Consider the following 19,180-nt stretch of genomic DNA (forward strand, 5'->3'; position numbering starts at 1 on the left):
AGGGGCCGTGATGGGCAATGCGCGACTAGACATGCATCCAAATAGCGGCGCATAAATCCGTCCTGTTTGGTGTTTGATCAGTCCTTTCGAAGCACCATCTGGTTGGCGCGTGATGGGAGAAAACAGGATAGACATGACCCAGTCGCCAGTGACCATGTTCAATGGGTGGCTCCGGCAAAGCGGTGGTCTGCCGGCTCAAAGTGCCGACGTAGCTTTGGACGCTTCGGTGGTCCGGCGTTTTCAGGCTGATGACGTTCTGTTTTCCGCTGGCGATCGGCCCGACGTCCTTTATTTCATCCAATCGGGCTTGGTGCGTTTTTTCTACCTCACGGATGACGGCAAGGAGTTCAACAAGAACTTCGTCGCTGCGGGCAGCGTGGTAACCAGCTTGTCGACATTCCTTTCCGGTGTGCCGAGCCCATTTTTCACACAGGCGTTGGAAGACACAGTCACAATTGCCTTGCCGATGGAGTTTGTGCGCCGACAGGTTGAGGCCGACATCTATTGGGAACGGTTATTGAGCCGGTCCGTTGCCATGCTGGCGCTCAAAAAGGAGCAGCGGGAAGCGTCTTTTCTTCTTCAGGGTGCGGGTGCGCGATATGAGGCATTTCTGGACGACTTTTCAGATCTTGCTCCCAGATTGCCGCAATATCATATCGCCTCCTATCTGGGGATTACGCCGGTGGCGCTTTCGCGCATTCGGGCCCGCCGCGGCAAGCAGCGCGCTTCTTAACCCGGGTTAATGCAGCGCCCCGCTCAAAATCGGTATCGCTCTTGTCAAAGTTTGATCAGGAGACAAAAGACATGAGTATTGAAAAGACAATCGTGATTACCGGCGGCGGCATCGGTCTTGGGGCGCAGCTGACTCGTCTTTATGGGCATGCCGGACATCGCGTGATCATTTGCGGGCGGACAGAAAGTGCACTTCGGGCCGCCGAAGACTATGGCAAGGTTCACTCCTTTTGCCTTGATCTGACAGACCCGGGCGACCGGCGCCGGTTTGTCGAAGGAGTTTATGACCTCGATCGGCCGATCGACCTCTTGATTAACAATGCTGGTATCCAGCAGGCCGTTGATTTTTCCATCGGCTGCGGATCGCCGGAGCTCATCGAGGCGGAAATGGCGATCAACTTGCAAGCGCCAATCGAATTGACGTCGGATCTTTTGCCTCTTTTGAAACAAGCCTCGTTGGCGCGCATCGCTTTCGTCACGTCTGCGCTGGGCCGGGTGCCGAAGCAATCAACACCGGTCTATTGCGCAACAAAAGCCGGGCTGTCAGCGTTTGCCCGCAGCTTGCGGTACCAACTCGAAAAAACCGGCATCGGCGTTACCGACATCGTGCCAGATCTCCTGAGAACGCGCATGGCTGCCGGACGGGAACAGTCCGCGTTGTCGGCTCTCGATGCCGCCCAAACCATCGTCCGGGGGCTGTCGGCTGGACAGGATGAAATCCGGCTGGGCCGCGTTCCGGTCCTTTACACCTTGCACCGCTTCTTGCCGTCCGTTGCCTACAAGATGCTGAAAGCAGCTTGATGGAGAAGCGGGGATTGCATTGCGGCTCGCTTGACCTTGTTTTAAAAGCAACTTAAGTCCCGGAGCGCCAGTCGGCCGGACAGCCGCTGCCGCAAGTGCCGAAAGGCCGCGGGGGAGGAAAGTCCGGGCTCCATGGAGACACGGTGCCGGGTAACGCCCGGCGAGGGCGACCTTAGGGAAAGTGCCACAGAAAGCAAACCGCTCCGGCTTTGCCGGGGTAAGGGTGAAAGGGTGGGGTAAGAGCCCACCGCGCCTCTGGTAACAGCGGCGGCACGGTAAACCCCACCGGGAGCAAGACCGAATAGGGACAACGCGGACCCTGGAGCAATCCAGGGCCCAGGCCGGTTTCCAGGCCAGTTGTCCGGGTTGGTTGCGTGAGGCGTCTGGCAATAGGCGTCCCAGATGAATGGCTGTCACGTCCGCGCAGATCTTCGGATTGGCGTGGGCCATACAGAACCCGGCTTATAGGCCGACTGGCATTATTCCTTCACCCTATCCAGCCATATATTGCGGCGTGCTGGCGAGATACCCGCCATAAGCATCCGCATTCGGATAGGAGAACTGTTCGGCAAGCGGATTGGATCGTTTGGTCTTTGTGGCGCCCATATCCGCCAGCAGCTCATCGAAGTGCCGGAAGTGGAACGGGGCCGAACACAGACCGCCATAGACCTGTGCGGCGGGCCGCTCCTTGCGCCGCCAACCGAGCATCATGTTGATGTTTTGCCGCATCTCCTGATCAGTTGGCTGATTTGCCAGCTGGCCGTCTGCGAAACGCACCAGCCAGTTTGCAATCATTTCCGCCGACAGGATTGTGCAGAAACTGGAGTTGAAACCGACAAAGCCCATGTCGGGCAGATCCGGGTTCACCGACAGGCGATAGACACGGTATTGCCCATCCGGCTCGATCAGCTTGTCCTGATACTCTTTGGCGAGATAAGGCACGCCCAGTTTCCAGCCAACAGCAAGAACCGAAACATCACAAGGCACCCAGTCCCCGGTGGTCAAAACAGCATGGCCGTTTTCGTAGTGGTCGATGGTTCCCCGGACCGGCTTGATGGCCCCACTTTCAAAGCCCTCGAACAGACCGGGCGTTACGATCGGCAGGGAACAGGACGCGTCCTTCTCGATTGGGACTTTCGGCACCATGTCCCACTTCTTTAGCTTCAGCTGGGTTTTGAGCATCATTTCCAAGCCGCGGAAGTTGGCCCAGATGAGCGGTTTGAACAGCGCCGATAGGATCTTGCCGGTGATCGACGGGTTCCAGCCGTTAAACTGCAACTCCTGCGCCCGCATGTACAAAAGCCGCTTGAAGTTGATGCCGCCGATGAAATACGGCACACGCCAAACCGGTTCGCGGTAGACAAGGGTTACGAACTTAGCGCCATTCTTGGCCGCATTGACCGCAATGTCCGTGGCTGATTTTGAACCGCCTAGCACGACAACGTTTTTGCCGGCCGCTAAGCTGCTGTCGGTGTAGTCAGAGCTATGCATGACCTGTCCGCCAGTCTGGACAAACGCATCCTGTCCCGGATGGGAGATGATGTTTTTGTCTGAGAACTGCCCCGTGCACACAGCGACAAAGTCAAAATCCTGGGTCCAGGTTTTGCCTGCTGCTTCTAGCTTTAAGGTCCAGCCCGGCTGACCGCCGGCCCGCCGGTCCATGGATAGAACTGTCGTGTTCAGCCGGAACAAACGCGCCAGATTGTGCTTCTTCGCATAGGCGTGGACATAGGCATGAACCTGAGGACCTTTCGGCCATTCCGGGTAGTCGTCCGGCATTGGCAAATCGGTGAATCGGTAAAGATCCTTAGGCGACTGGGTCTGCACATCCGGATAGGACCTGGACAGTTCCCAGACGCCGCCGAAATCGTGGCTTCGTTCAAACCCGAGAACACGATGACCGCGTTCGTCGAAGGCTTTGGCAGCCGCAAGACCGCTCACGCCGCCACCAATGACGGCGACTGTTTTCCGTTTTGTCATGTCTTCCCCTCCAGGATGCGCGGCGATCAGGCCTGATCGGGCGGGGGAAGGAAATCGACTTCGTGCAGGGCAGACAGGCGCACGAGTTCTTCCGGATCCGTGACACCGTTCAAGGCCCCAAACAAATCGAAGAGCTTTCGCGCTGGCGCGACGCCGAAGACGCAGGTCGCGGTCTGGCCGGACCGATTGAAGATACCGTGGGCTTCGCCCATGGGCATTCGCACCGTGTCGCCTGGACCTGCCTTATGGACGTTGCCACCCATTTCGACCTCCAGTTCCCCCTCCAGCATGACGATCCATTCGTCCTGGGTCGGGTGAATGTGCGGCGGTACGAACGTGTCCGCTGGCACCACGGCATGCCAGATGAAGGCGTTGGTGCTATGGACCTTGGGTGTATAAGTGTGGCCAACGACGTTCCAGCTGACGCCGTCGAGCCCGTCTTTGGATGCGGTGATCCCGGCTCCGTTTTGCATTTTTGTGTCCCCTCTCTTTCAAGACAGGATCAGGCTAACGCTGAAAGTCCCGGACATTTTATCCAGATTGCGAAATTAGTTTGATGAGAGCTGCGAATTGCCGCATTGCAGCAGCGAGAACGCTTGATCCTGCGGTAAAGCCGGAGGCATCATTCGGATATGATGGCACAACCGCAAAGGCCCCCACCGCTGAGTGACTTCCGCCGCTTTCAGACCTTCGATGTTGATGCGGCCCGGGACATCGTTGCGCGTCACTTCTGCAGTCACAAGCTGCAGCGGCAATCCTCCAATGACAAGTTCGACGCTAGCCAGCACCGGGTTTCCGGAGAGCATGTCTCGCTCAATTACCTTCGCTATGGCGGCGACGTGACGATTGAGCCCGGCGAGCTGACCCGGTTTTTTCTGATCCAGATCCCGCTTAGCGGTGCTGCCGAAATCACCAACGGCTGCCAGGCCGTGGCGTCAAACCCGCAGACAGCCTCCATCCTCAATCCTGACCGCCATACGGTGATGCGCTGGCATTCGGGTTGCGAGCAATTGCTGGTTCAGATTGATCGGCAGTTTGTAGACGACGTGGCCTCAAGGGTCACGGGTATGGATTTGGGTGCCCGCCTGCGGTTTGCGCCGGAATTTCGTCTGAGACGACCGGAAGCACACCAATGGATGCGCAAACTTTGGGGGCTGGTTCATGCTGCGGAGAATGGAGAGCTGTTTGGATCCGAACACCGCACGTCCCAACTGTATCTCGAAGAAGAACTGATCGTTTCTCTGCTTGAGGTGCAAGAGAACACGGCTTCCGTCTTGCTCTCCCATGAAACGCAAAAGTCCGGACCTGCCATCCTGAAGCGGGCCGTTGATATGATCCATGACCGGATGAGAGAAGATTTCAGTCTGATAGAGCTTAGCAATCATGCCGGAACCACTCCGCGCAACTTGCAGCTGGTCTTCAAACGCGAAATGGGCCTCACACCTGTTCAATATTTGCAGCAGTGCCGCCTGAACCTGGCCCGTCATTTGTTGCTTGCCCGAAATGGCGACCTCCCTGTCAGCGACGTCGCTGAGTTATCAGGGCATCGTCATCTTGGGCGGTTTTCTGTTGCCTATAAGAAGCGCTTCGGAGAGTCCCCAAAGGCAACCGCTCGCAGCCGTCTGTTCTGCTGATGCAGCCGATAACCAAATAATTTTCTAACTTCTCGGGAATGAAATCTGTTCTCAAGTGTTATGATCAGTTTTACCAAGTAATCATTGCCCCAAAATTGCCAAATAATGAAATATTCGCCACAATAATACCTCTACTATTTAATTTTACGCCCATGATTCACGCCAATTCGCTGCCTAGTTTGAGATCGTTATGTACTCACAAGGCAGGGAACAAATGGCCGGAACATATCAAGACTTCTTGTCCGCATTGCTGGCATTTGAATCGGGATGGGACCGAGAGCGTTACGACTCTGGTGTCATTCAGGATTGGCAGCTTGATCAATGGGCTGGCGGCCCGGTGCAAGACCGGTTTCCGCAGTATTCGAGCTGGTCTCAGCTGACAGATGCCGAATGGGAGGCGATGGCCTACCAGTCTCAAAACTCGCTTGGGTTTGTTGGCTTCCAGTTCGGTGAAGCGCTGCTCATCGATCTCGGCTACTACGACGACACGGTGTTTTATGGGAACGGTGCGGCCACCAACACCTGGGATGGGACCTGGACCGGCAAGAACGGTGTGAACTCCTTTGCGGACTTCACAACCAAGGCCGCCCAGGATGTCGCGATCCAGGAAGCCTTTGGCTACAATCTGCAGGTCATCGAAAACCAGCTCGCAAACAGTGGCCAATCGCTGAGCGATTATATTGGCCAGACCGCGACATACACGCAGAACGGCCAGACTGTAACGGTTGAGCTGACATTGACTGGGATCATGGCCGCAGCACACTTGCGCGGTGCCTGGGGGACAGCGTCCCTTCTGCAGAGCGGGGCAGTCAGTACCGATGAATACGGTACGTCCATCCTGCAATATATGGAGCAGTTCGGTGGCTTCGATGCTCCGACCGTTGCCGAGGCAATCGCTTTCTATGAGAGCCGCCTAACCGGGGACGAAGGACTTGGAACGCCAGACGGTGGCACGCCTGGAACACCAGGCACCCCGGGGACGCCTGGAAACGGAGACAACGGATCGGCTGACGTTGACGAGGGCTCGGCTGATGTCGTGATCACATGGTCTTGGGGACAAGATGCGGTTGTGTCGAACTTCGATTCGGCTACTGGCACCATCTTCGTTGATTGGATCGGTGCGGCCGATCTCACAATTACCCAAACGGCAAATGGTGTTGTCTTTGCTGTCCCGTCAAACAATCAGACCACAACCCTTCAAGGGGTGAAGTTGTCTGACCTCAGCCCGTCCAATTTTGCTGTTCTGGATTCTGGGACAGCCAGCAAGATTTTCGGGTTGATCGGTCAGGATAGCGCAGCGCCCGATCCCGAAGTGCCGGTGGATCCAGATCCCGTTGATCCGGATCCTGAGGTCCCGGTCGACCCTGATCCGGTCGATCCAGATCCTGTTGACCCGGACCCGGTTGATCCCACACCGGCCCCGCCCATCGAGCCGGGCAGCTGGAACGGAACCGCGGGGGTCACTGCGGCCAATGCTTCGGTTGTGATCACCTGGGCGTGGGGCACGGATCGTGTCGTGTCCAATTTCAACCCACAAAGTGACACCATTTTCATCGACTGGTTTGGGCCGGAAGCGATCGATGTCACGGAAGTCAATGGCAACGTGATTTTCACGATGGCATCGAACAATCAGACCGTGACACTCCAAGGCGTAACCTTGAGCGATCTTTCAGCGTCGAACTTCACAATTCAAAGCACGGAAACCGGTCAGGAAATCCTGTCGCAAGTTGGTACGGTTTCCGGACCAGGTACACCGGATACGCCGGACAACCCTGATATGCCTGACATGCCTGACATGCCTGACATGCCGGATATGCCGGATATGCCTGACATGCCGGACGGGGCACAGATGATCATGATCATGCCGAACAGCCCGTCCCGTGTCATCACGGATTTTGATCCAGAGGGTGGGGACATGCTTCATCTTGAAGCCGGTGTCATCGCGGAACGCCTTGAGATTCAGGATACGGCAAACGGTCTGACAGTCGTCGTCTACACGGCTACCGGCGAGGTTGCCAACACAACGGTGCTGACGGGCGTGTCTCTAGCGGACATGACCATGAGCAATTTCATGGTTGCCGAAGAATCAGCGCTCAATGAGGTTGCAAGCCTTTTAGGCCAATCCATCGAAACGCCGGACACCGGCGGGTTTGATGTGATCTACGATGCTGACGGGTCCAACACACCGGTTCCGACCGGAGCGAGTGATCTCGGCGGCGTCAAATGGGCCGCGGAGTTTGGCAAGGATGATATCGTCGGCTTTAACCCGGCCGCGGATCAGCTCGACTTCGGCAATGCTTCGGTTCATGGCCTGATATTGAACATGACCCCCAACGGGGAGCCGATCGTCGACAATCCGTGGGGACCGGACATGCAGATCCTGCAAGGGGTGCAACTCGCGGATCTCACCATTGAGAACTTTGGCGTGGTCGGCAACGAGCACTTGCGTCAGGATCTCGGCGGCGTTCTATCCTGGGAAAAGGGGATCGGCCCGCGGGATGGCGACACGGTCTACATCCGCTCTCATGAATACGGGCAGGCCGAAGTAATCAATGGGTTTGATCCGGCAACACAGAAAATCAGTTTCCTCTATTTCGGCACGCGTGAACGCTTGAGCGTTGAGGACATGCCGAATGGAATGGTCATCAGTGTGCTGCCGAGTGGTCAAAGCTTCACCTTCACTGGCGTTCAAAAAGCCGATCTCATTCCAGGCAATCTGGAGTTCCATTTCGATCAGGTGATGGAAGACAATCTGGAAGCCCCGTTCGGGATTGATCAGAACGATGTGTCGTTGGTGTCGCGGGAAGCGTTGCTGACGCCGGAAGCGCCGGCAGGCCAAGGCACAGACGGGTTCCAGGTCCGTGAAGGTGTGGGTGCCGTGCCAGGAACCGAAACCCCGGATACACCGGACGCGCCCGATACATCAGACACTTCGGAGGTTCCAACACCGCCCGCCACAACGGTTACTCCGTCCACTTCGGATACGATCAACCTTGGGTCGGGTGCCGATACGGTGGCGATCACGTGGGATTGGGGGCGGGAAGTCTCCGTGCTCAACTTTGATGCCTCTGAAGATCTTTTGGATTTCAGCAGCTTGTCAGTCAATGACATCTCGCTCCAGGAGGTCGGAACCGATCTGACAATCACCGTTCAGAACAATGGTGGGCACACCTATGTGCTGGAAGATATCCAGGCTGAAGATCTGTCACTCGCCAACCTGACCGCGGCAGACTGGAACACGGTCGTCACAGATGCGGGAGGTGTGGCCGATCAACTACGGGCTCTCGGCAACACAGACTTTCTGCTGTGACATAGCTGGTCCTGACCCTGAGCGCTTTGAGCGCCGCAAAGAGCGCATGCTCAAACTTACGCCGCGGATTTTCCGCGGCGTTTTTTGTATCCACAAGTCTTTGAAAACTGGGGATGGTGACATCACGCACCGACGGCTTGAGCGTGGACCCTCCGTATTTCTGCGACTCCGATTCTACTATTCTGTCAAGGCTTCATTAAGCATGTTGGCGTTACCTTCGCTCGACGGGGTCGTGTGCGATCAAATCCTGCAGGAATCCATGAGCTTCCATTGACCGCCCATGATTTCCCATGGTATCCCATATTTACCCAGAATGGGGAGCGCGGGCCCATGTTCGACGGGCTCAGGACATGACTTAACGAGCTGGCAAGAGCTGCCGTTGCAATTTGCATGTTCTGACAGGTAGGGCCGTTTCCTTCTTTTTTGGGTTGTTTCGGGGATTGCGCGGACGGGGGTCCGTAGCGGGGATGTATGGCCGGCTTTGTTTCGCATTTTACCAACCGGCTGGATGCCAAGGGTCGCGTGTCGATCCCGGCACCCTTCCGCGCGGTATTGGCGAGAGATGGGTTTGAAGGGCTTTACTGTATTTCATCTGCGCATTGCGCGGCGGTCGACGCCGGAGGCAATCAGCTCGTGGCTGAAATTCAGAACCGCGCCCAGCAGTTTGCCAAGCTCACACCCGATCATGACATGCTCGCAGCAGCGCTGTTCGGTGCCAGCGAAATCATCAAGATCGATGGAGATGGCCGCATGACCCTCTCCGACATGATCCGCGACCATGCCGGCCTCTCCGACACCGTCACGTTTGTCGGTATGGATTACAAGTTTCAGATCTGGGAACCAGAGCAGTTCCGCGAGTATCGCGCAGAGGCCCAAAAGCGCGCACTCGCAATGCTGTCGGGGCAACTCCCGGCACCCTCGCAAGGAGAGCCGGTATGATGGCGCTCGGCGACAAGACAGATGATCTTGCTGCTGGCGGACCAGAGCGTCATGTGCCGGTTCTTCTTAACGAGGTTCTGGAATGGCTCGACCCTCAGCCGGGCGAGGTTATGGTTGACGGCACGTTTGGTGCTGGTGGTTACTCGCGCAAGCTTTTGGAACGCGGCGCAACGGTGGTCGGGATCGATCGTGATCCCGATGCAATTGCCGGTGGTCAGGAACTCGTCGCCCAGTCCGATGGCCGGCTGATCCTGGTGCCGGGTCAGTTTGCGGATCTGGAAATTCATGCGCGCGCGAGCGGGTTTGACGGCGTTGATGGTGTGGTTCTCGACCTCGGCGTTTCCTCCATGCAGCTGGATCAGGCCGAACGCGGGTTTTCCTTTCTGCGTGATGGTCCTTTGGATATGCGCATGGAGCAGGCCGGGCCGTCTGCTGCTGACGTGGTCAACGAGTTGCCTGTGCGGGACCTGATCCGCATCATCGGGCTTTTGGGCGAAGAAAAACGGGCGCCATCCGTTGCGCATGCGATCGACAATGCGCGCAAGGAACAGCCGTTCAGCCGTACACTTGAGCTTGCAAATCTGATCGAGAAAGTCCTCGGGCGCTCTCCGAAGAAAGCGCAGATCCATCCGGCGACACGGACATTTCAGGCGCTGCGGATCTATGTGAACGGTGAATTGCATCAAGCCGCTCAGGCGCTGGGCGCTGCTGAACGCATCCTAAAGCCGGGTGGCCGCCTGGTTTTGGTGAGTTTTCACTCGCTTGAGGACCGCATCGTCAAACGGTTTTTCCAGGACCGGACAAAAATACGGGGTGGCGGGTCACGTCATATGCCGGAGGAAGAGGTTCCGCCGGCAACTTTTGAAAATCTCACGCGCAAGGCGGTCGAGGCGCGCGATACGGAAACGGATGCAAATCCGCGGGCGCGCTCAGCGAAGTTGAGGGCAGGGCGGCGGACAGAGGCTCCGGCGCGCGAGCTCGACATTCATGTCGCCGGTGTGCCGCGCCTTGCAGCGTTTCATGGACTAGGGGGCTGACATGGTTCGGGTGCTCAACATCCTTTTCATTGTGGCCGTCGTGATCGGCGCGGCAACCGTCTACGACCTGAAGATGGCGGCAACGAAGTCCGCTGCGAAGGTTGCGGAGCTGCAGCGGCAAATCGACGAAGAGCGGAATGCAATCCGCCATTTGCGCGCCGAGTGGAGTGTTCTGAACAAGCCGGAACGGCTGCAGAACCTTGTCGAGCGCTACAACGAGTATCTTCAACTCGAAGCGTTGGAAGTCCGGCAGATCGTCATGCCGGATGAACTTCCGGCACGGCCGGTGACACTGGAGCCTATTGGCGGGGCTGACCAGATGGGCGGATATGCCGGTTCTTCGGCGATGATCAGGTAGGGGCTTAGGGGCAATGACATTGGCAACAGAACCAGCGAGCTTTCTCCAGGTTCGGCGAACCCAGCCGAGGGCGGCGCGTAGCTCGGTTTCGTCGAGTGCGGTCAAGTCGCGCGTTTATCTCGCCATGCTCGCTTTTGCCTGTGTCTATGCGGCCATCGGTGGGCGGTTGATCTATCTTGCCCAGATGGATGAGGCGCCGTCCCGGGCCTGGATTTCTGCCCAGGATTCTGTGGCCGCCTCCCGTCCAGATCTCATCGACCGCAATGGTGAGATCCTTGCCACCGACATCAAGACCGCGTCCCTTTATGCTGAGCCGCGCCGTATTCTCGACGTTGACGAAGCAGTCGAAGGGCTCACCCGTATCTTGCCCGATCTGGATGAGGCGCTTGTTCGCCGCCGTCTTGAGAGCGGGGCCGGATTTGTCTGGTTGAAGCGTGAAATGACACCGGACAAGGCAGAGCAGGTGCATGACCTTGGTTTGCCCGGTATCGGTTTCCTGTCTGAAAACCAGCGTTTTTACCCAGGTGGTCCGACCGCGGGCCACATCGTCGGCGCAGTAAATGTCGACAATCAGGGTCTCAGCGGGATTGAAAAATACGTCGACGATCAATGGTTGCGCGACCTTCAGTCGATCGGGTTTGCCTCTGGCCGCACCATGGAGCCGGTGCGCCTGTCCGTAGATCTCAGGGTCCAGCACGTCGTGCGCGACGAATTGGTCAAGGCAATGGAGCGGTATCGGGCCATCGCGGCCGCCGGTATCGTCCTGGATGCAAAGACTGGTGAAGTCGTCGCAATGTCGTCCTTGCCGGACTACGATCCGAACGACAGATCCGAAGCTTTGGAAAAGGACCGGCTGAACCGGGCGACCGGCGGTGTCTTTGAAATGGGCTCCGTGTTCAAGGCGTTCACGACCGCCATGGCATTGGATTCGGGAGCTGTTACGATCAATGACAGCTTCGATGCGACCCGCCCTCTGCGCGCTGCAGGCCGGACGATCACCGATTTCCACGGGAAAAACCGCATCCTGTCCGTGCCGGAAATCTTCATTTATTCATCCAACATAGGCACTGCAAAAATGATGCTGGCGACCGGGGTCGCGCGCCAGAAGGAATTCATGGAGCGGTTGCATCTAACGAAGCGATTGCAGACGGAATTGCCTGAAAACGCAGCTCCCTTGTTGCCGCCGAAATGGAACGAATTGGCCGCGATGACCATCTCCTTTGGTCACGGCTTGTCGGTAACGCCGATGCAAACAGCGGTGGCCGCCGCGGCTATGGTCAACGGTGGCTCCTTGTTGCCACCGACCTTTGTGCCTCGGACACAGGAAGAAGTTAAGACGCTGAAGAAGCAAGTGATTTCACCTGAAGTCAGCCGCATGATGCGGTATCTCTTCCGCCTCAATGTTCTCTCCGGATCCGGGCGCCGAGCTGATGTTCCAGGCTATACCGTCGGCGGCAAGACCGGGACGGCGGAGAAGATTGAAAACGGTGTCTATGTGTCAAACAAGCGGCGTAACTCCTTCCTTTCGGCCTTCCCGATGGACGATCCGAGATACGTGGTTCTGGTTGTTCTTGATGAGCCGAAATCGGAGCGGGAAGGTATTGGTGCAACAGCTGGATTGAACACAGCCCCTACGACCGGGGCGATCATTCGCCGCGCAGCACCGATGCTCGGTGTGATGCCGCGCTTTGGCAAAGGGGATGAACCGATCGAGATTTCCTATTAAGGAGACTTAAAAGAAGCGAACTGGTCCGGCGGGGTCGCAGCCGAAATCCGGTCCGGTTTTAAGCTTCAAGAGAATGACGATGCACGAACCGGATGATCGGATGTTATGCACCTTGAGCATTTAGCCGACGGCATGGATTTGCCGGACACGGCAAATGGCCTTTCTATAGAAGGACTGACCGCGGACAGCCGCAAGGTCCAACCGGGTTTTCTCTTTGCTGCCTTCAAGGGCTCCACGGTTGATGGTGTGCAGTTCGTTCCCAAAGCGGTCGAAGCGGGTGCAGTCGCTGTCCTGTGCGCAACCGATGCAGCCGTGACTGTTCGTGCTCTCGTTCCGCCAACCATCGCGGTTCTCAGCGCAGACGAACCGCGCCTAGCATTTGCAAAAATGGCTGCGCGTTTCTACGGCCGTCAGCCGGATACGATTGTTGCCGTCACGGGTACCGCGGGAAAGACATCGGTCGCCCATTTTGTGCGTCAGATCTTTCAAGCTGCAGGCCATCCGGCGGCCAGTCTTGGCACCTTGGGCATCATTAAGCCGGATGGCGAAAGTTACGGTGGGCTGACAACGCCGGACCCGGTGCAGCTTCAAAAGGATCTGGCAGACCTTGCGAATGAAGGTATTCGCTATGCCGCTTTGGAAGCCTCGTCCCACGGCCTTGATCAGTATCGCCTTGATGGTGTCCGGCTGACAGCGGCAGCCTTCACCAACCTTGGCCGTGATCACATGGATTACCACCCGACCATCGAGGATTACTTGCAAGCCAAGCTGCGTCTCTTCAGTGAGCTGCTCCCGGCCGGCGGTCATGTTGTTGTAGATCCGGGTGAGCAGTACACAGATCGCGTTTTGGCCATTGCCGAAGAGCGTGGATTGCCGGTTTTCACGGTTGGCGAGACGGGCAAGGATCTCAAGCTGACCGGCTTGAGGCCGAGCGGTGCCGGGCAGCTTTTGACGGTCGAGACCTCGCGCGGCGAGTACAAGGTGACTCTTCCGCTCATTGGCCGGTTTCAGGTTTCGAACGCTTTGATTGCTGCAGGTCTTGCGATCACTGCCGGAATAGATACTGGCGCTGCACTTCGCGCTCTTGAGAACCTAAAAGGCGCACAGGGCCGCTTGGAGCTCGCCGGGACAACTCCGGCTGGCGGTATGGTTTTCGTTGATTACGCCCACAAACCGGACGCTCTCGACAAAGCGTTGGCGGCACTAAAGCCGTTTGCCGAAGGGAGCCTCTCTGTTGTGGTGGGCGCTGGCGGTGACCGGGATCCTGGCAAGCGTCCCCTGATGGGCGAAGCGGCTGCGCGGCACGCAGATTTGGTCATAGTGACCGATGACAACCCGAGATCGGAAGACCCGGCGACCATTCGCAAAGCTGTTCTTGCAGGTGCGCCGGGTGGTCTTGAGATTGGCGATCGCGCCGAAGCAATTGCCGAAGGCATCCGGCGCCTGAAATCTGGCGATATCCTGTGCGTTGCCGGAAAAGGTCACGAAACCGGCCAGATTGTTGGCGACACAGTGATTCCTTTCTCTGATCACGACTCTGTGCGCCACGCTATAAATCAACTGGGAGTAAAATGAGCGACCCGCTTTGGACATCTGAGGCCTTTATCGATGCCTGTGGCGGAACCGCCAAAGGGGACGTGGGCGCGCACATAACCGGTATTTCCATCGATAGCCGAACTCTTGAGCCGGGTGATGCGTTCATCGCCATCAAAGGTGATCGGCTCGATGGCCATGATTATGTTGCGGCCGCGCTTGAGGCAGGAGCGTCATTGGCGCTTATTGCCGAAGACAGCCTCGGTGATTTGCCTGATGACGGGCGTTATGTCGTTGTTGATGATCCGCTCGAAGCCATGCGCGTACTTGGTGTTGCCGCACGGGCCCGCACCAATGCCCGCATCGTCGCGGTTACCGGATCGGTTGGCAAAACAGGGACGAAGGAAGCCCTTCGTCTGGCGCTTGCGCCCTCCGGCAAGGTTCATGCATCGGTTGCCTCGTTCAACAACCACTGGGGCGTCCCGCTGACGCTGGCGCGCATGCCTGCCGATACGGATTTTGGCGTCTTTGAAATCGGCATGAACCACGCGGGCGAAATCACGCCGCTGGTACAGATGGTTCGGCCTCATGTCGCGATCATCACCACCGTCGAAGCGGTTCATATCGAGTTCTTCGAGTCTGTTGAGAAGATTGCCCAGGCGAAGGCGGAAATCTTCAATGGTCTGGAGCCGGATGGCGTTGCGATCCTCAATCGGGACAACAAGCAATACGATCTTCTCCGGTTTTTGGCGGCAACCGCCGGCGTGCGCAACGTTCAGACATTTGGGCAACGCGGTTCAGAAGACAGTCACCTGAAAATGGCTGTGGCAACGGACGACGGCACGAGTGTGGAAGCCTCGATCCTCGGGCATGACGTGTCATATGGAATTGGTGCTCCGGGTGCACACCATGTGCAGAACAGCCTGGCGGTTTTGACTGCGGTGGCCGATCTGGGCGCGGATCTGCAGGAAGGCGCTGCCGCGCTCGGCGGTATGACCGCACCAAAGGGCCGCGGTGAGCAATGCCGTTTGTCCGTAGGCGGCGGCGAAGTGCAGCTGATTGACGAGAGCTACAACGCCAACCCGGCGTCGATGCGCGCGGCATTTTCGGTTTTGGCGCAAGCCACACCTGGCGGCTCCGGGCGGCGGATTGCGGTTATTGGCGATATGCGCGAACTCGGCACCGATGCCGACCAGCTTCATGCAGAACTTGAAGGACCGATCCGCGAAGCTGCGATTGACAGGGTCTTCTGTGCCGGCCCGCATATGGCTGCGCTCTGGGATAAATTGCCGGACGAACTAAAGGCCCATCACCGCGAAGAGGCCAAAGACTTGACCGAGCTGTTGGTCAATGATGTGCAGCCTGGCGATGTCGTGATGATCAAAGGTTCTTTGGGAACCCGCATGGGCCCGCTTGTCGAAGCCTTGAAAAAAGAATATCCGCCAGCAGACGACATCGAAGCGGCGTGAAGGATAGCTGATGTTTTATTTTCTCGGCCAGTTCGCCGACCAAGTCTCTGCTCTGAACGTTTTCCGGTACATCACGTTCCGGACAGGCGGGGCGATCATGACGGCCCTGTTCTTTGTCTTTCTGTTTGGGCCAAAGATTATCGCGAGCCTTCGGATCCGGCAGGGACATGGTCAGCCGATCCGTGCCGATGGCCCGGAAAGCCACCTGTCCAAAAAAGGAACGCCCACAATGGGCGGATTGATGATCTTGTCCGGTGCTTTGGTGGCTGCGCTCCTATGGGCCGACTTGAGCAATCCGTATGTTTGGGTCGTGATCGGTGTGACCGTCGGCTTCGGGATGATCGGATTTTACGACGACTACTTGAAGGTCACGAAATCCTCGCACAAGGGGTTCGGTGGCAAGGCGCGTTTGGGCCTTGAGTTCCTTATTGCCGCAACCGCGGCCTTTACCGTTACAGTGCTCGACACGACATCGTTCTCAGGAGCGCTGACATTCCCGTTCTTCAAAGACTTCACGCTCAATCTCGGCCTTATCTTCATTCCATTCGCGGCCTTCGTCATGGTTGGCGCTGGGAATGCGGTGAACCTGACTGATGGCCTCGACGGTTTGGCCATCGTACCGGTTATGATCGCTTGCGCTTCTTTTGGATTGATCGCTTACCTCTCGGGCAACGCGGTGTTTGCAAATTATCTGCAGATCCACCATGTGGCCGGTACCGGTGAACTCGCCGTCATCTGCGGTGCGGTGATCGGCGCTGGTCTTGGTTTCCTGTGGTTCAACGCGCCTCCCGCGGCCATCTTCATGGGGGACACCGGATCTCTGGCGCTCGGCGGAATGATCGGCGCGATTGCGGTTGCGACCAAGCACGAGATTGTTCTGGCAATCATCGGTGGCCTGTTCGTTCTGGAAGCGGTCTCGGTGATCGTACAGGTGATGTCCTTCAAACTCACTGGAAAGCGTGTGTTTCGAATGGCTCCGATCCACCACCATTTCGAAATTCAGGGCTGGACCGAAAGCCAGGTGGTCATCCGGTTCTGGATCATATCGGTCGTCCTGGCCCTGATCGGCCTTGCCACACTGAAGCTGAGGTAAGGCGATGATCGAAGTCACCACATTTGAAGGACAAACCGTTGCGCTTTTCGGGCTCGGCGGTTCTGGACTTGCCACTGCCAAGGCGTTGCAGGCGGGTGGGGCCAATGTGGTGTGCTTTGACGACAATGAAACGCGAGTTGCCGAGGCGGCGGCCGCTGGCCTCAGAACCGAAAATCTGAAAACCCTCAACTGGACGAGCGTATCCGCGCTTGTCCTTGCGCCGGGCGTTCCGCTGACACACCCGGTGCCTCATTGGTCGGTCGATCTGGCACGAAATGCAGGGGTTGAGGTGATCGGCGATGTCGAACTTTTCTGCCGGGAGCATCGCAAACTCTGTCCTGAAGCCCCGTTCATTGCGATCACCGGAACAAACGGCAAATCGACCACCACCGCTTTGATTGCGCATCTGCTGCGCGAACTGGGGTTGGATGTGCAGATGGGCGGGAACATAGGCACACCGGTCTTGGAGCTGGAACCGCCCCGTCCTGGCCGCCATTATGTCGTTGAATGTTCGTCCTATCAGATCGACCTTGCCCCGACGCTGGACCCGACAGTCGGACTTCACATGAACTTGTCGCCGGATCATCTGGATCGGCACGGTACGCTGGAAAGTTATGCCGCAATCAAGGAGCGGCTGGTGGCTGGTGCGAAAGTCGCGATCGTCGGTGTTGATGACCGTCTGTCCTCCATGATCGCTGACCGGTTGGAGCTGGCCCGCAAACCCGTCTGCCGGATCGCAGGCGAACGGGAATTAACGGACGGCATCTACGCGCATCACGGCCGCCTGATTGAGGCCCATGATGGAGCCCAGACCGAAGTCGCCCTGCTCGCTGGGATCGACAGCTTGCGCGGCGACCATAATGGTCAAAACGCCGCCGCTGCCTTTGCGTGCCTGCGGGCGCTGGAGATACCTGCCGATCAGATCGCAGCCGCAATGAAAAGCTTTCCTGGGCTCCATCATCGGATGGAGATTGTTGCCCGGACTGGCCGGACGCTCTTCATCAATGACAGCAAGGCGACCAACGCAGATGCTGCGGCCCGGGCGCTTGCGAGTTTCGACCGGATCTACTGGATTGCCGGAGGGCGCGCCAAGGCCGGTGGGATCTCTTCCCTGGACGAGTACTTCCCGAATATCGCGAAGGCCTTTTTGATCGGTGAGGCCGCAGAAGAGTTTGCCAAAACGCTGGACGGACAGGTCCCGTACGCAGTGAGTGGTACACTCACGCAGGCCGTCCAGGATGCGGCGGCCGAGGCTGCAGAAGATGGTGCGGAAGAAATCGCAATTCTTCTATCTCCAGCCTGTGCATCTTTCGATCAATATGCCAATTTCGAACTGCGGGGCGCTGCTTTTGTAGATGCGGTGCGTGCCTTGCCTGGTGGTGGAAACACTCAGGAGGTCGCATAAATGGTCTCACGCGCCGATCGCAGCCGGTTTGCCGAATGGTTTTGGACAGTGGATCACTATCTGCTGGCGGCCTTCAGTATTCTGCTCGTTTCCGGCGTGGTGTTTGCCTTTGCCGCGAGCCCGCCGGTCGCCGAACGCATTGGCGTTGATACCTTCTATTTCGTGAAACGGCAGGCCATGTTCACGATCCCGGCACTCGGGATCATGCTTGCGGCATCGCTCATGACACCGCGGATGGTTCGTAGAGCCGCGCTTGTGCTGTTCACTATCTCCGTGGTCTTGCTCATTGCGACCCTGTTCATGGGGTTTGAAACCAAGGGCGCCCGCCGTTGGATCTATATTGCCGGTGTGTCCGTTCAGGCGTCGGAATATCTCAAACCGGCCTTTGTTGTGCTGATCGCGTTTTTGTTGTCTGAAAGCGGCCGCCGCCGGGAAGTGCCGGGTGTTCTATTCGCCTTCATTCTGTTCGCCGTCTGCGCGACCCTACTTGTGGCCCAGCCGGACTTTGGACAGACCATGCTGATCGGCATGGTCTGGGCGGCATTGTTCTTCTTGAACGGGATCTCCTGGGTGATTATCGTTGCACTCGGGATCATCGGGATTGCCGGTCTGTTCGCCGCTTATGCCTTCCTACCGCACGTGACTAGCCGGGTCGACCGGTTCTTGGATCCAAGCACTGGCGATACTTTCCAGGTTGATACCGCGCTCGAGGCTTTCATGTCGGGGGGATGGTTCGGACGGGGGCCGGGCGAGGGCACGGTGAAACGGATCCTGCCGGACAGTCATGCTGACTTCATCTTCGCCGTGGTCGGCGAGGAATTTGGGGTGATCGCCTGCCTTCTGCTGGTGATTGTTTTTGCCTTCATCGTGATCCGCGGATTGCAGCACGCGAGCCGGGACCAGGATGCCTTTGGCCGGTTGGCAACCGCCGGTCTTGTTGTCCTGTTTGGGCTTCAGGCAACCATCAATCTGTCGGTGAACCTGCACCTGGTTCCGTCGAAGGGCATGACGCTGCCGTTCATTTCCTATGGGGGGTCCTCTCTTTTGGCGTCCGCGATGTCTGCCGGGGCCATTCTCGCGCTGACCCGCAAGCGGCCGCGGCCCATGTCGAATGACACGGTCACGGTCAGCCGGCTGTCTCCGTCTTCCTTGATGTAATTGTT

General features: G+C 57.6%; 15 protein-coding genes and 1 other RNA gene. 14 read left to right on the forward strand and 2 right to left on the reverse strand.

Annotation, left to right across the window (positions count from 1 at the left end; genetic code table 11):
- Positions 1 to 133 precede the first annotated feature (133 nt).
- The 3 genes from RBB44_RS17960 to rnpB all read left to right on the forward strand — a co-directional run bounded on the left by RBB44_RS17960 (position 134) and on the right by rnpB (position 2,014).
- On the forward strand, positions 134 to 733 hold the full coding sequence (locus RBB44_RS17960) for a Crp/Fnr family transcriptional regulator (protein ID WP_306148988.1): 600 nt from the start codon (positions 134 to 136) through the stop codon (positions 731 to 733).
- A gap of 71 nt (positions 734 to 804) precedes the next feature.
- The gene (locus RBB44_RS17965; protein ID WP_306148989.1) at positions 805 to 1,533 is read left to right on the forward strand and encodes an SDR family NAD(P)-dependent oxidoreductase; all 729 of its coding nucleotides are present in this window, start codon (positions 805 to 807) and stop codon (positions 1,531 to 1,533) included.
- A 67-nt stretch (positions 1,534 to 1,600) separates the two neighbouring features.
- Positions 1,601 to 2,014: RNase P RNA component class A (gene rnpB, locus RBB44_RS17970), an RNA gene on the forward strand.
- A gap of 11 nt (positions 2,015 to 2,025) precedes the next feature.
- Here rnpB and RBB44_RS17975 read toward each other — a convergent pair.
- Together RBB44_RS17975 and RBB44_RS17980 are read right to left on the reverse strand one after the other, a co-directional pair.
- Positions 2,026 to 3,513, reverse strand: coding sequence for an NAD(P)/FAD-dependent oxidoreductase (locus RBB44_RS17975; protein ID WP_306148990.1), 1,488 nt, complete (start codon positions 3,511 to 3,513; stop codon positions 2,026 to 2,028).
- A gap of 26 nt (positions 3,514 to 3,539) precedes the next feature.
- The gene (locus tag RBB44_RS17980; RefSeq protein WP_306148991.1) at positions 3,540 to 3,986 is read right to left on the reverse strand and encodes a cupin domain-containing protein; all 447 of its coding nucleotides are present in this window, start codon (positions 3,984 to 3,986) and stop codon (positions 3,540 to 3,542) included.
- Between the two features lie 159 nt (positions 3,987 to 4,145).
- Between RBB44_RS17980 and RBB44_RS17985 the strand changes: the two genes are divergently transcribed.
- The 11 genes from RBB44_RS17985 (at position 4,146) to RBB44_RS18035 (ending at position 19,175) form a co-directional block, all read left to right on the forward strand.
- Positions 4,146 to 5,147, forward strand: a complete 1,002-nt coding sequence (locus RBB44_RS17985; protein ID WP_306148992.1) for an AraC family transcriptional regulator — start codon at positions 4,146 to 4,148, stop codon at positions 5,145 to 5,147.
- Positions 5,148 to 5,361: 214 nt separating this feature from the next.
- Positions 5,362 to 8,457, forward strand: coding sequence for a hypothetical protein (locus tag RBB44_RS17990; protein WP_306148993.1), 3,096 nt, complete (start codon positions 5,362 to 5,364; stop codon positions 8,455 to 8,457).
- A 471-nt stretch (positions 8,458 to 8,928) separates the two neighbouring features.
- The gene (locus RBB44_RS17995) at positions 8,929 to 9,396 is read left to right on the forward strand and encodes a division/cell wall cluster transcriptional repressor MraZ (RefSeq protein WP_306148994.1); all 468 of its coding nucleotides are present in this window, start codon (positions 8,929 to 8,931) and stop codon (positions 9,394 to 9,396) included.
- Entirely contained in the window at positions 9,393 to 10,433 is a 1,041-nt protein-coding gene (rsmH, locus tag RBB44_RS18000; protein WP_371932276.1) for a 16S rRNA (cytosine(1402)-N(4))-methyltransferase RsmH, read from the forward strand. The genes RBB44_RS17995 and rsmH overlap by 4 nt, the downstream gene beginning before the upstream one ends.
- A gap of 1 nt (position 10,434) precedes the next feature.
- Positions 10,435 to 10,791 (forward strand): hypothetical protein, encoded by a 357-nt coding sequence (locus RBB44_RS18005; RefSeq protein WP_008191160.1) that lies wholly within the window; start codon positions 10,435 to 10,437, stop codon positions 10,789 to 10,791.
- Between the two features lie 13 nt (positions 10,792 to 10,804).
- The gene (locus tag RBB44_RS18010; protein WP_040450860.1) at positions 10,805 to 12,517 is read left to right on the forward strand and encodes a penicillin-binding protein 2; all 1,713 of its coding nucleotides are present in this window, start codon (positions 10,805 to 10,807) and stop codon (positions 12,515 to 12,517) included.
- A gap of 105 nt (positions 12,518 to 12,622) precedes the next feature.
- Positions 12,623 to 14,092: a UDP-N-acetylmuramoyl-L-alanyl-D-glutamate--2,6-diaminopimelate ligase gene (locus RBB44_RS18015; protein WP_306148995.1), complete on the forward strand. Its 1,470-nt coding sequence runs from the start codon at positions 12,623 to 12,625 to the stop codon at positions 14,090 to 14,092.
- Entirely contained in the window at positions 14,089 to 15,519 is a 1,431-nt protein-coding gene (locus RBB44_RS18020) for a UDP-N-acetylmuramoylalanyl-D-glutamyl-2,6-diaminopimelate--D-alanyl-D-alanine ligase (RefSeq protein WP_306148996.1), read from the forward strand. Before RBB44_RS18015 ends, RBB44_RS18020 begins: the two co-directional genes overlap by 4 nt.
- A gap of 10 nt (positions 15,520 to 15,529) precedes the next feature.
- Entirely contained in the window at positions 15,530 to 16,612 is a 1,083-nt protein-coding gene (mraY, locus tag RBB44_RS18025; protein WP_306148997.1) for a phospho-N-acetylmuramoyl-pentapeptide-transferase, read from the forward strand.
- Between the two features lie 4 nt (positions 16,613 to 16,616).
- Entirely contained in the window at positions 16,617 to 18,017 is a 1,401-nt protein-coding gene (murD, locus tag RBB44_RS18030; protein ID WP_306148998.1) for a UDP-N-acetylmuramoyl-L-alanine--D-glutamate ligase, read from the forward strand.
- Positions 18,018 to 19,175, forward strand: a complete 1,158-nt coding sequence (locus RBB44_RS18035) for a putative peptidoglycan glycosyltransferase FtsW (protein ID WP_133946290.1) — start codon at positions 18,018 to 18,020, stop codon at positions 19,173 to 19,175. It abuts the gene before it with no gap.
- The last annotated feature ends 5 nt before the right edge of the window (positions 19,176 to 19,180 follow it).

The sequence above is a fragment of the Roseibium sp. MMSF_3247 genome (assembly GCF_030733765.1).
Lineage (GTDB): Bacteria > Pseudomonadota > Alphaproteobacteria > Rhizobiales > Stappiaceae > Roseibium.

Bases quoted from the DNA above. Each gene is read 5' to 3' on its own strand.
- RBB44_RS17960 (WP_306148988.1), top strand. From the start codon at position 134: ATGACCCAGTCGCCAGTGACCATGTTCAATGGGTGGCTCCGGCAAAGC.
- RBB44_RS17965 (WP_306148989.1), top strand. From the start codon at position 805: ATGAGTATTGAAAAGACAATCGTGATTACCGGCGGCGGCATCGGTCTT.
- RBB44_RS17975 (WP_306148990.1), bottom strand. From the start codon at position 3,513: ATGACAAAACGGAAAACAGTCGCCGTCATTGGTGGCGGCGTGAGCGGT.
- RBB44_RS17980 (WP_306148991.1), bottom strand. From the start codon at position 3,986: ATGCAAAACGGAGCCGGGATCACCGCATCCAAAGACGGGCTCGACGGC.
- RBB44_RS17985 (WP_306148992.1), top strand. From the start codon at position 4,146: ATGATGGCACAACCGCAAAGGCCCCCACCGCTGAGTGACTTCCGCCGC.
- RBB44_RS17990 (WP_306148993.1), top strand. From the start codon at position 5,362: ATGGCCGGAACATATCAAGACTTCTTGTCCGCATTGCTGGCATTTGAA.
- RBB44_RS17995 (WP_306148994.1), top strand. From the start codon at position 8,929: ATGGCCGGCTTTGTTTCGCATTTTACCAACCGGCTGGATGCCAAGGGT.
- rsmH (WP_371932276.1), top strand. From the start codon at position 9,393: ATGATGGCGCTCGGCGACAAGACAGATGATCTTGCTGCTGGCGGACCA.
- RBB44_RS18005 (WP_008191160.1), top strand. From the start codon at position 10,435: ATGGTTCGGGTGCTCAACATCCTTTTCATTGTGGCCGTCGTGATCGGC.
- RBB44_RS18010 (WP_040450860.1), top strand. From the start codon at position 10,805: ATGACATTGGCAACAGAACCAGCGAGCTTTCTCCAGGTTCGGCGAACC.
- RBB44_RS18015 (WP_306148995.1), top strand. From the start codon at position 12,623: ATGCACCTTGAGCATTTAGCCGACGGCATGGATTTGCCGGACACGGCA.
- RBB44_RS18020 (WP_306148996.1), top strand. From the start codon at position 14,089: ATGAGCGACCCGCTTTGGACATCTGAGGCCTTTATCGATGCCTGTGGC.
- mraY (WP_306148997.1), top strand. From the start codon at position 15,530: ATGTTTTATTTTCTCGGCCAGTTCGCCGACCAAGTCTCTGCTCTGAAC.
- murD (WP_306148998.1), top strand. From the start codon at position 16,617: ATGATCGAAGTCACCACATTTGAAGGACAAACCGTTGCGCTTTTCGGG.
- RBB44_RS18035 (WP_133946290.1), top strand. From the start codon at position 18,018: ATGGTCTCACGCGCCGATCGCAGCCGGTTTGCCGAATGGTTTTGGACA.